Genomic DNA, 12,729 nt, shown 5'->3' with positions numbered 1-12,729 from the left:
TTGGTAAGGCTAACTAAGCAGCGAATTTTTAGCAGTTGTTTTAGCTAGTTTATGTGAACTATGTCTGACTATTTCTTTAGGGGTAGGTGAAAGGGGGGTTTTCAGCCGTTCTTAAGGATCGGATAAGCTAAACACTCGTGGAAGAGGCTAAATATTTATCAGAGGTTTAGTGTGGGTTATTTGATATTTCGTTGCTATTGGGTGGTGTTCTTAGCCTGAGATGTCAGGTATCTAAATAGTGAATGTTAGAGTATTACTTTTTAGATATAAAAAGCAGGAAGGTTTACTTCCTGCTTCAGATTGCTCAATTAAACTATTTTCGTAGCTCGTAGCTCGTAGCTCGTAGCTCGTAGCTCGTAGCTAAATGTATCTAATACTGAGTTGGATGAACCGCATCGACGCCATTAGTTTTACCTTCGGCGTGACAAGTTGCGCAGCTTTCACTGCCAGGCACATAACTCCCTCTGGTGTCGTTAGCTGCGCCGCCATTAGCCCGTATATGCGCCACTAAAGAGTCTTTTACGCCGTGACAACTGACACAGGTTGCCGCGATAGGTGAGAATTCAACAGCTCCAAGTACTGAGTCCGTTGAAGGTGTCGCGACCATAGCGCTCAAGCCATCCATCTTTAGCTGGCCCTTATCATGACAGACTGCACAGTTGCCATAATGCTCAGGGAAGGTCACAGGATCTTGAGTCGATCGCTTGCTGGCATGGTGTGCATGAATGCGGACTTTAAAGTCGATATGATCGATAATCGATTTCGAGTCAGCGCCTGAACGAGTGGGGTTATGACACATCTGACACTCACCCTCGAAGTTGCTGTAACTGCCGCTGTGTTTGAAGCCGATGCCAAACTTACCGATAAACTTCTCATCATGGCAATTGGCACAGGTGTCGTTACTGACAACCACTCTTTTGGCCATCACGCTAGTATCACCATTGAGATTGAACGCGACAAGCTCACCGGTGATCACTGCTGGGTTTATAGACTCATGGGTTCCTGTGCCGCAATTTACCCCCATTAGACTGTCTCTATCGACGCACATCTTAGTAGAGACAACACCAGTGGCTGCTTGGCTTTCATCAGGCGTTAACGAGGTTGCACTTGTATATCGATATACCCCATTACTGACCGATGTCGGAGTCATTGAGCGTAAGTCTATTTTTTGTGTTCCTGAGCCAAAGTCTATGTCATTACCAAAGCCAAAATAGAGATTGCTCAATGAGATACGGGCATCGGCATCGGGACTCATTACGGTGGTCGTTAGTGAGCTATCTTTGAATTCTACATCGAAGCTAATCATATCCGTTGCTATCGACACTGACCCTGGCACTAAGCTAGCCGAGTAGCTGTTTTTGGCATTATCTTTTGCTATCGCATCGGTCATATGATGGCCTGCACCTTCCTGGCCTTGCTCGGCATGACAGGTGCTACAAGCATAGTCGGGTTGATACTTATCATGCATTTCAGATTTTATTACTGCGGGATCGCTTGAATCGGAATGACATGAACCACAAGCGAGTGCTCTGTGATGTTTAAAGTTTGCAGCATCGGCTGGCGCCGTTTCGCCTTCGATATGGCAAGTGCGGCAATCGTATATATCGGCAGGGAAGGTGACATCTTGGTAGTCATGGACACTACCGCCATAGCCCACCATAAAATACTCGGACTTGTGGATCTTATGAATCATGTAGCCCATATCGATAGGGGCCCCGTTTCTGGATCGCCCGCGTAGCTGGTATGGCACATTTGACAATTTTCGATGGCGTAACGTTTTGAACCATGCATGATGAGCTTTGGTGCCCAGGCGTGACCATAATTATCACTGTGACAGCGCAAACAGGAGTCTTCTAAAAACTCGACCGTGCGCGTGTCCTCTGCACTGACCATCTCACCCGATGAAGGTAAAAAGTCATAATGGGTATTAACCAGCTTCTTGATGTCGCCATCGGCGCGCATCTCCATGGTGACCCTATGAGTTAGGCTAGTATCAAACGTCAGGTCTAAATCACCTACAGATTCAACTGCACTGAGGTTGAGCTGGAAGGTATAGGTATATTCACCCGCAGAAATCTTCTCGACACACTCTTGTTTACAACTTCCCTCAAGAGATGGCTGGATCTGAGGCCCTGCCATCTCTTCATATCCGGCGGGAATATTCTCGGAAACCGGTTCGACCATATTATTGATATAGTTGATCCACTGGGGTGTTTTATAACCTTTGCCGCTTTGAGGAAGCAGCTTGGCTATCCCCATGCCTAATGTGTCGACGCCTTCATAGGTATCAAAGTCTGTGATGGCGACACCATTGGCATTTTCAACACTGAAGCTGACTGTCACTACACCATCCACAATGTCGACTGCACTAATGTTAGTGACTAGCTCATTGGCTTGGCTAACTGAGAAGCCGACTTCTCCGTCTTGTCCATCTTCACCGTCTTTACCATCACTTCCACAGCCTAGTAGTAGGGCAGAGCAGGTCAGTGCGATAACGCTTAGCTTCGAACCTTTTCTTTTGATATCCATAAGTTGCGTTCCATTATCTATACATCATCTCGGGTTGAGGCACTCACTCTTTTATCTGACAGAGTTTATTGAGTGCCTCACTCTTTGTATTCATTCTGTATTGCTACTTTATTGGATGGACTGTCAGTACGTCCGCTGTAGCCCCTTGTCCATGACAGGTTGCACAGCTCTCTGTACCAGAAGTTGCATCTTCCTCGGTCCCCATAAATACAGCGCCTTGCTGAGTCATATGATTTGCGGCATTTGTACTGGAGTGACAGTCGCTACATATTGCAGCGGTAGCACTGGTGAATGTGCCATTGTCAATTGAAAGGGGTTGTACAGCGTTACTCAGCGGCAGTGCTGCAGTTAGGGTTCCTGTATCGTTACTGGTATGGCATTGAGCACAATCACCTATTTGACCTGGATAATTAAGATCTTCAAAACCTTCACGTTGTGAGCTATGTAAACCGTGAATAAGATGCTTAAAGTCTGCGGTTGCAATCGAGGGATTAACAGCACTGGCATCAGCCATCATATTATTGTTATGACATAACTGACATTGTTGCTCCAGGTCGTTACGAGAACCATGAAAATTGAGGGCTTGATCGCCATGACAGCTTCCGCAGGTAGTATTAGTGACAACAATTCGTCTGCCTTCATCCGATATAGAAGCGATTGAGAAGAATTGATGGCTGGATTTTATATTAACGCTTGAAAATTGTTCATTGGCGCAATCACCAAGCATTCCTTCTGAGCTACAAAGTTTACCTTGAATAGCTAAGGTTCCGTGGTCTGATTCGCTTCCCGATGGAACTGTTAGGTCAGTAATGTCATAAGTGTAGATACCTGCACTGCCTGACTTTGGCGGTATTTCTTGTAACTTGATTGATTTTGCCGAACGAGTGGCATAATCAAAGCTTGTTCCCCAGTTAGCTACTACGCGTAAATCAGCCACAAAGTTAAGTTTATCAGCGCTATCTGTGTAAACCTCCCCAGTGACAGGGTTAGAGAGTCTTAGTGAAAAAGTGACAGTCGTGCCTGAGAGGCTAGCAACGGTTATTTGGGCATTAAATTGTGCTAATGCCTCATCGTTACCACCATCATTATGTACACTCATGGTCCAATCGGGATTATGACAAGCCACACAATTGCTGTTATCGACTTGGGCTGGATGCCCTTCACCTGCAGGAAAGTTGATATCGGTATGACATGAACCACATGCCTCCATACCTGGCACACGGGCCCAGTTCATATTTTCAGTCAATGTTTCATCATTGGCATGACAAGTCTGACAATCTGCCAAGGAGCCTGGGAAGCCGGTTAAATGTTTACCGTGTATCATCTGCGGGAAGATATTGTCATTGCTACTCACTTTTCCTTCACTATGACAGGTCACGCAAGTTTCGACTTCGTTGTACTTACTACCGTGAAAAGCGAGATCCTTGTGACAGGTGTTACACGTCTCCATGGTGATCAAATTACGAGTGTAGGCGGCTTCACCTGAATCTTGCCAATCGAAATTTTGGTTAGTTGTTGGTAATGCTGTTCCGTCAGGTAAGCTATCTCCGCCAATCTTAATGACTATGCGTTGGGTGGCTCCTGGCAAATAGCTCATCTCATTCATGCCATCGAAAGCAGCACTGAAAGTATAGGAATACTTTCCATTCTTGTGATCGACAAACTCGCCTGTACAGCTGCTTGTGCAGCTCTCAGAGGTAAAGTATTGCCACTGACTGCTGTTTCCGGCATTGGTAAAACCTTGGGGAAGAAGCTGAGCTGCAATATACGTTGAGCTAGGTATGCCGACGATGGGCTCATCGTCTTGGTTGTTGACGCTGTAATTCACCGTGGCTACGCCATGAGTAAAAATGACTTCATTAACCTCGACGTTAAGTGAAGATATATCGGTAGCAGGAGGACCGCCGGGTTCTCCTGGGTTACCGGGCTCACCGTCATCACCACCACAAGCCGTTAACAGTAAAGCAAGGATAAGCGGTGCTGCATTTTTCATGTCAAATACACATATTAGATTTGTAATTAGTTTCATCATCTCTTCCTTGGAACATGCTCACACACTGACTTTCCCAAAAAACGTGCTATTAATAAGTCGTTTAAATCTGATGTTTATCGCTAATGTTTATAGCTGGTAGCTCAATGTCACCCCGAAGTAATGCGCATTGTAGTCATGGCTGAGATCACCAAATATCAATACATTTGGGATGGAGTCGACGCTTATCCCTTGGTTACTCCAATCGGCATCTTGGTACTGTTCAAAAATCCAGTCAAAGCGTATACCTATTGATTCACTCATTTGGTAATCGGCGAATGCATTCACATTATGGCTGGTGGAGAAGTATGCGCCGTAAGGGGTTGCCAAGCCTTGGGTGACCTCGGTATCGCTTTGGCCATCTGAATAGTTGTAGTCGACCCCCAGAGATAACTGCTTATCCAATAGGTTTTGATACAGCATCCCAAGGCCTACGATAGTGGATTGCTCATCAGCAGTTGCGTACCAGTTAGGAGCACTGAAATTGCTGCTGCCGGCTTGCTCGCTATCACGCCAGTCCTGATTGAGAAAAACGTTGAAACTGAGGTCTTCATCGATCAGGTATTGGCCAGAAATGTCATAACCGGAAGTGTCGACATCGGTTAAGCCTATCTGGGTATCGGTATAATCTTGTTGGCTTAAATGTAGATTCGCTGAGGCAGAGAAAGATGCAGAGCCAGTGTAATTTGCCGAGAGTTTATATTCCTGATGTTCTCTATCTGCAAGGTAGGTTTTTCTCAGTAATGGATTGCTGGGACTATCAGTTCTACTGACCGGCTTGTATTCACTACCGCTTCTATCTTGCGCTTTTGCTTTAAACCCAAATGACCAAGCGTGAGAAGGTCGGTAGCTCAAGCGTCCATATAGGCTGGACTCGTGTATGGTTTCTCTGTCCAAATCACTATAATTGTTATGATCATATTCATAACCCACATCGAGATAGACATTACGGCTAAATCTGTATTTAGCGGCAAGCTTGGCCTTTTGACGTGTGCGATCATATTCAGGATTTGTTGCTGCCCCGCTAAAATAACTGTCGGTGATCACCTGAGGGTAGTCATTCACTTCAGTTTTATTATCCCTGTCTTTGTAGTCGTAACTGGCACGTAAGCTTAATTCACGGGTTATGCGCCCCGAATACTTAATGGTCATCTCAATCATATCGACTTGACCATTTAAATTCGCTGAAGGTAAGTCAGGAGAAGGGCCGTTAATTGTAGCGGGTAGGAATGTTTGTTCTTGGGTGAAGCGACTGAAACCTGTGTGCATTAAAATTTGTTGGCCATTGTCGCTAAATTGCGCATTGCCCGCTATTCGGTAGGCCTTGTTATCTGGTGTCGTAGCACTTTGACCCGAATAAGCCGCACCAAAGGTTGGGCTAAATGCTGAATCCCAGCTTATTGCATCATGATCGTTATTATAGCGGCTAAGCATGGTATCTATGCCCGCAAGCCAACCATCGCCATTGAAGTAGATTTTTGCGCCTAGATTATCGATGGAGTCATCGATAGGTTGTGCCAACATGGCACTGTTTGTTAATAAGTTACCACTAAAGGCACCTTGTCCTGAGCGCTCTTGGTGCTGGTAATCCAGCTCAGCTTTATAGAAATCACCTTTATAATGTGCATCTAGGGTCAGGCTATCACGCTGGGTCATAAGCTCAGCTTGCCTGACGCTATCGATTAGCGAAATCATTTGTCCAGTAGTGGCACCAGTTTGCCAGTCTTCGGGGAGAAGCATGGCATCACTGTTAACCATATAAGGTGTCAGAGCCCTGTTAGTATCGTAATTAGCGATACCTTGATATCCGAAAGCGACTTCATATTGCCCGGGCTTGCCGGTGGTCAGCGTTGCACTGCCGTTGTCATAACCTAGCTTGTTCGCTGCAATTTCGGTGCGATAGCCTGATTCGCCTTTTAACGTCACATCGGCATCTAAGTGGCCGACGAGTCCGTCTTTGTCTGTTCCAGAAGTATTACCGAACCGAGGATCTGAGCCATCATTATAGGCAAGTCCTACGCCGATACTCCCTTGGGTGTCAGTTGAAACCTTGCAACGCTTACATTGCCACTTCTCAAGTTTTAAACTGGTACGATTAACTTGTGCTAGGCCGTACCCATCGGCTATTGCGGGGGAAAAAACACTCGTCATGGCGATGGCAACTAAGCTCATTTTTATCGTGTGTTGCGCTAGGGTATTCATAATATGTGTTTTCATTATCTATTCCCTCTTAACGCTGCAGTAGCTTACCGGATGGATGATTAGAGCCGTGTACTTGGCTATGGCAGTTCATACAGGATTGCCCCGCATTGAAGGCATTCTTCTGATTAGCGAAAACAGCGTTCGATGTGTGTCCATCAGAAGCGTGGCAACTCTGACAGAGCTGAGGTGGCTTACTGATAAGCATGGCTTCATTCACGCTGCCATGAGGGTTATGGCAATTGGCGCAGTTATCCGTGACAGGTGAATGTTCCCACAGCTTTGGACCGCGTTTCTCTGCATGACATGAATAGCAGTTTTCATTCACACTCATCTGCTTGAGGCTAGAGTCACTTAAACTTCCATGGGGGTTATGACAATCACTACACACCATCTGTTGCCATTTCAGCGGGTGAGAAGAGCGCTTATGGATGTCGGCTTTCTGTTGGGTGTGACATGAAGTACAAACTTCGACTTCTGTTTTACGATCACTGATTGGGTCGTGTCCGGTGTGGATCGAGTGACAACTGGCACAACTGACATCGGCGTTGTCGTGGTGATTACCACTCCAAGCCATACGCTTGTCATCATTATGACAGCTCATGCAGACACTATTTTGTTTTTGGGCCGGAACTGGTGAGTTAGCACCGAAGGTGATCATTGGCTCTTTGCCGCCTCGGTTGTGTTTGCCTAATGGACCATGGCAGGCTTCGCACTGCAGATCGGCCATCGGAGAGCCCTTGACGCTGGTATTACCGTGTACACCGTCAAACAGCGCCATCACCTTGGCACTCTTTCTGTGACACATTAGGCAAGTATCAGCGCCTTTTGAGGAGTATTTACCTTCGGCAAATTTTTGGTCGAGAATCGTTTCTACTTCGGCAGGGTCTTTATCATCCCAAGGAGCAGCCGCTAGATGTAAACTAAATACTGTTAATAAAAATAACAGGCAAGGTAAGGCCTTGCTTTTTGTCCAAGCAGATCCCATGTTCATCATCACACATCCTGAGCGCTATTTTGCTAATAATTGTTATATTAGTAATTATCTAATTTACTAATACATAACTATAGAGCATGTCCATTACATTTGAGTCACATTCGCGGTGATTTCGTCCGGTAAAGAGTGATGATTATGAAGGGAAAATCTAAAATGTGATCTCGATCACTGTAGGGTGCGATTAATAAGCTCAATAACTAAGTAATTGATAATTATTCGTATTAGCTTGTAGTTGGATTTATTTGATTACAATCATTTATTAGTTGGGACTTTTGTCACATAATATAGAATACAATTGAAAACTATTATCGTTCCCAATGCGAAAAGTTGATCTAGGTAAAGTTATTCTTCTTGTTCCTCCGTTAAAATTAGTTCGAGTTTAAGAATTATTGAGACCTGTTAAAAGGTATAAAAGCATAATGAAATTAAGCGATTTAAACCCTGGCGATCACGCCACGATTTCAGAGGTTGGCCAGTTGAGTTTGCCATCTGTGGTTAAACGAAAATTACTTTCCATGGGGATCACCCCAAACACGTCATTCTTCATGATCCGTAAGGCTCCGATGGGATCTGGGCTTTTGCTCGATATTCGAGGCAGTCGATTATGTATGCGTCGTGACCTTGCCGACATTATTGATGTAGAGATAGTTAGAGCAGATACAGTTAAGGCGGTACTAACGAATGGCTAAGCAGTTTCATTGTGTGACTGTCGGTAATCCTAACGCGGGTAAATCGACACTTTTTAATGCACTCACGGGTGCCAATCAACAGGTTGGTAACTGGTCTGGGGTCACAGTAGAGAAGAAAACAGGCTTATTTACCCTAAATGGTACCGATGTTTCTCTAACCGACCTTCCTGGTATCTATGATCTACTGCCTGCCGGTAAAAGCTGTGATTGCTCGTTAGATGAGCAGATAGCACAGCAGTTTCTTGCCGAGCAACAGATAGACGGTATTATCAATCTCGTCGATGCGACCAATATTGAGCGACATCTGTATCTAACGATTCAGCTGCGTGAGCTTGGCATACCTATGATTGTCGTGCTCAACAAGATAGATGCGGCCAAGAGCCACGGCATCGAAGTCGATGTTGAGCAGATGAGCAAAACCTTAGGTTGTCCGGTTGTGGGTGTTTGCTCACGGGATGAGGCCGATATCGAGAAAGTGAAGGCGCAAGTTGTGATTTTGTTCGAGGGCAAGGTGTCCGAGAAAGCCTTGATTCTCAATTATGACGCTCGAATTGAGACAGGCGTCACCAGTTTATTGTCCAGTGATACAAGCCTAAGCCGTGGCCGCGCGCTCGCCATGTTGGCCAATGGAATAGGGTGTGGTCAGTGCAAGAATGGCCAGATGCACGATGAGGTTAATGAGTGCTCTGAATCGATTTCCAGGCAGGGCCAAGATATAGAAGTTATGGTGGCCACCACACGTTTCGACTTTGTCCAAAGTGTCTATGACTCTTCTGTATCATCGGATGGCAGTGAAACCCTGAGTGACAAACTAGATAAGGTGATTCTTCACCCGGTGGCCGGCGTGCCAGTATTTCTGTTTGTTATGTATCTGATGTTCATGTTCAGTATCAATGTGGGTAGCGCGTTTATCGATTTTTTCGATATTACCGCTGGCGCTATCTTCGTCGATCACTTAGGTGCATTGATGGCGAGTCTTGGTTCGCCGGCTTGGTTAGTTACTATCATTGCTGGTGGTATTGGACAAGGTATTCAGACGGTAGCGACCTTTATTCCTGTCATCGCCGCGCTGTTTTTAGCGCTGTCAGTGCTCGAAGGCTCGGGCTATATGGCTCGTGCGGCGTTTGTTGTCGATGGCCTTATGCGTCGCATCGGTCTGCCGGGTAAAGCTTTCGTGCCTATGATAGTGGGCTTTGGCTGTTCGGTACCCGCTATCATGGCCACACGTACCTTAGGCAGTGAACGTGAGCGCATAGTAACAGGTATGATGGCGCCGTTTATGTCCTGCGGTGCACGGCTTCCTGTGTATGCGCTGTTTGCCGCCGCCTTTTTTCCTGAGTCGGGACAGAACCTGGTGTTTTTACTCTATATCATAGGAATATTAGCCGCGGTAGGGACTGGTTTACTCTTGCGCTCGACCTTGCTTCCTGGCAGCAGCAGTGCTGTGGTGATGGAGTTACCGAGTTACGAGAAACCCAAATTTAAGACGGTAATGAACCGTACAGGTAAACGCACCAAGAGTTTCATTCTTGGTGCGGGCAAGACTATCGTTATCGTGGTGACCTTGCTTAACTTCGTCAACGCCATAGGCGTAGATGGTACCTTTGGCCATGAAGATAGCTCAGAGTCCGTGCTCAGCGTTGCCAGCCAGAAAGTGACGCCATTTTTCGGCCCAATGGGAGTGGAGCAAGATAACTGGCCTGCCACTGTGGGGATTATCACCGGGATATTTGCCAAAGAAGCGGTAGTCGGGACTCTTAACAGCTTGTATAGCACAGCTGGCTCGGGTGACAAAGAGCTTGCACCGTTCTCTGAAACACTCAAACAAGCCTTGAGTACTATTCCGGAAAACTTGTTCGGTATCGCACTCGATGATCCCTTGTCGATCTCTGTGGGTGATGTGTCTTCGGTGGAAGCTGCATCGGAAGAGTTAGAGGTGGATACTTCGACCTTCACCGCGCTTCAGGCGGGTTTCTCTGGGATCACGGCAGCCTTTGCCTATTTGTTGTTTATCTTACTCTATACACCCTGTGTCGCGGCGATGGGCGCGTTAGTGGGAGAGTTTGGTGGGCGTTGGGCTGCATTTGCCGGGGTTTGGACTTTTGCCTTAGCTTACGGCACGGCGACTGTCTTCTATCAGGCGGCGACGTTCGGGGAGCACCCGCTTTCATCGAGTCTGTGGATTGGTTTCTTTATCAGTGCGCTGGCTATTTTCTATATTTGGTTGAAGGTGAAAGCCAAACGGACTGAGATGGTCACATTAGATGTAAAAGTGATCACATAACAAGCAAGTCGTAGTCGAATATAATAAAAAAGCAGCGTTTATTCGCTGCTTTTTTATTATATGGTTTTTTGTTGCTGTTTTTTGCTATCAGGCGTTGTATCTGGCACTGAGATAGTAGATTATCTTTCCAATTACATCAAAATATGCCATCCCATAAAGCTAATTGTATATACAAGCAGGCTAATGGTTGGCCAGCGTTCTCTAAGAGGAATCACATGAGCCATGTGGACAGCGAAGTTCGTCCCAGTAACTTCATTCGTAACATCATAGATGAAGACCTTGAAAGCGGTAAGCACACCAGCGTGCATACACGTTTTCCACCTGAGCCTAATGGCTTTCTTCATATTGGTCATGCTAAATCTATCTGCTTAAACTTCGGTATAGCAAAGGATTACAAGGGCCAATGTAACTTACGTTTTGATGATACCAATCCTGAAAAAGAAGATATCGATTATGTTCATTCGATTCAGGACGATGTGAAGTGGTTGGGTTTCGAGTGGTCTGGAGATATTCGCTACTCGTCTAATTACTTCGATCAGCTACACGGCTATGCTGTTGAGCTGATCACTAAGGGCTTAGCTTATGTCTGCTTCCTAAACAGTGAAGAGACTCGTGAGTATCGCGGTACATTGAAAGCACCGGGTAAGAACAGTCCTTATCGTGAGTCTTCAGCGGCTGAGAACCTTGAGTTGTTTGAGAAGATGCGTAGGGGTGAGTTCAAAGAGGGTGAATGTTCACTCAGAGCTAAGATAGATATGGCATCGTCTTTCATGTGTATGCGCGACCCTATCATCTACCGCATTCGTTTCGCTCATCACCATCAAACGGGTGATAAGTGGTGCATCTACCCTATGTACGATTTTACCCACTGTATCTCGGATGCCATCGAGAACATCAGTCACTCTTTATGTACATTAGAGTTTCAAGACAACCGTCGTCTGTACGACTGGGTACTGGATCATTTAGATGATTTTCAGGCGCCTAACAGAACTCGTCAATATGAGTTCTCCAGACTTAATCTTGAATACACCTTGATGTCTAAGCGTAAGCTAAATGACTTGGTTACCCGTGAGCTGGTACATGGCTGGGACGACCCCCGCATGCCTACTCTCGCAGGACTTCGCCGTCGTGGTTATACCGCCGCCTCTATTCGTGAGTTTTGTCTGCGCATTGGCGTGACTAAGCAAGATAATATGGTTGAAGTGGCCATGTTAGATGCCTGTATTCGTGAAGAGTTAAACGATAATGCTCCCCGCGCCATGGCGGTGATCAATCCGGTTAAGGTGATTATCGAAAACTATCCGCAAGGGCAAGTTGAGACTCTTCATGCACCCATTCATCCGAGTAAAGATGAGTTTGGTAAGCGTGAGATAACATTTGGCCGCGAGCTGTTTATCGATGCCGATGATTTTCGTGAAGAAGCCAATAAGAAGTATAAGCGTCTTGTACAAGGTAAAGAAGTGCGCCTTCGTAACGCATATGTCATTAAAGCTGAGCGCTGTGACAAGGATGCAGAAGGTAACATCACCACTATCTACTGTACCTATGATGATGAGACATTAGGTGTAAACCCATCTGATGGCCGTAAAGTGAAAGGTGTTATTCACTGGGTTGAAGCGAGCAGTGCTAAGCCTGCCGAGTTCCGTCTCTACAATCGATTATTTATCGATGCTAACCCTGCAGGGGCTGAAACAGTAGAGGATGTATTAAATCCTGATTCTCTTGTGGTGAAGCAAGGTCTAGTCGAAGCGGGTCTTGTGAATGCTGCAGCGGAAAAAGCCTATCAGTTTGAGCGTGAAGGATATTTCTGTGCAGATAGCAAAGATTCAACGCCAGACAGCTTAGTCTTCAACCTGACGGTAGCGCTGCGAGATTCTTCACAGTAGTTAGTTGATATAAAAATTGATGTATTAAAAAGGCTTTAGGGGAAACCCTAAAGCCTTTTTTGTTGTCCTAGATTCCTAGATTCCTAGATTCCTAGATTCCTAGATTCCTAGATTCC

8 protein-coding genes are annotated in these 12,729 nt (G+C 45.9%); 3 read left to right on the top strand and 5 right to left on the bottom strand.

Annotated features, from left to right (window positions below):
• Positions 1–370 precede the first annotated feature (370 nt).
• From FM037_RS19115 to FM037_RS19095, 5 genes are all read right to left on the bottom strand, one after another.
• On the bottom strand, positions 371–1,702 hold the full coding sequence (locus tag FM037_RS19115; protein ID WP_144047292.1) for an OmcA/MtrC family decaheme c-type cytochrome: 1,332 nt from the start codon (positions 1,700–1,702) through the stop codon (positions 371–373).
• Positions 1,690–2,529: a hypothetical protein gene (locus FM037_RS19110; protein ID WP_144047291.1), complete on the bottom strand. Its 840-nt coding sequence runs from the start codon at positions 2,527–2,529 to the stop codon at positions 1,690–1,692. Before FM037_RS19110 ends, FM037_RS19115 begins: the two co-directional genes overlap by 13 nt.
• A gap of 103 nt (positions 2,530–2,632) precedes the next feature.
• Positions 2,633–4,558, bottom strand: coding sequence for an OmcA/MtrC family decaheme c-type cytochrome (locus FM037_RS19105; protein WP_144049044.1), 1,926 nt, complete (start codon positions 4,556–4,558; stop codon positions 2,633–2,635).
• A gap of 90 nt (positions 4,559–4,648) precedes the next feature.
• Entirely contained in the window at positions 4,649–6,775 is a 2,127-nt protein-coding gene (locus FM037_RS19100; RefSeq protein WP_144047290.1) for an MtrB/PioB family decaheme-associated outer membrane protein, read from the bottom strand.
• A 13-nt stretch (positions 6,776–6,788) separates the two neighbouring features.
• Positions 6,789–7,751 carry a DmsE family decaheme c-type cytochrome gene (locus FM037_RS19095; RefSeq protein ID WP_407695668.1) on the bottom strand — a complete coding sequence of 321 codons (963 nt, stop codon included), beginning with the start codon at positions 7,749–7,751 and terminating at the stop codon, positions 6,789–6,791.
• A gap of 422 nt (positions 7,752–8,173) precedes the next feature.
• Here FM037_RS19095 and FM037_RS19090 point away from each other — a divergent pair, with 422 nt between their 5' ends.
• The 3 genes from FM037_RS19090 to glnS all read left to right on the top strand — a co-directional run bounded on the left by FM037_RS19090 (position 8,174) and on the right by glnS (position 12,613).
• The gene (locus FM037_RS19090; RefSeq protein WP_144047288.1) at positions 8,174–8,443 is read left to right on the top strand and encodes a FeoA family protein; all 270 of its coding nucleotides are present in this window, start codon (positions 8,174–8,176) and stop codon (positions 8,441–8,443) included.
• Positions 8,436–10,727, top strand: a complete 2,292-nt coding sequence (feoB, locus tag FM037_RS19085; RefSeq protein ID WP_144047287.1) for a Fe(2+) transporter permease subunit FeoB — start codon at positions 8,436–8,438, stop codon at positions 10,725–10,727. The genes FM037_RS19090 and feoB overlap by 8 nt, the downstream gene beginning before the upstream one ends.
• Positions 10,728–10,942: 215 nt before the next feature.
• A complete protein-coding gene (gene glnS / locus FM037_RS19080; protein ID WP_144047286.1) occupies positions 10,943–12,613 on the top strand; it encodes a glutamine--tRNA ligase in 1,671 nt (556 codons plus the stop codon).
• The last annotated feature ends 116 nt before the right edge of the window (positions 12,614–12,729 follow it).

Origin of the sequence: Shewanella psychropiezotolerans, assembly GCF_007197555.1 — a bacterium.
GTDB classification, from domain to species: domain Bacteria; phylum Pseudomonadota; class Gammaproteobacteria; order Enterobacterales; family Shewanellaceae; genus Shewanella; species Shewanella psychropiezotolerans.
This window is presented reverse-complemented; position numbering and strand designations above follow the sequence as displayed.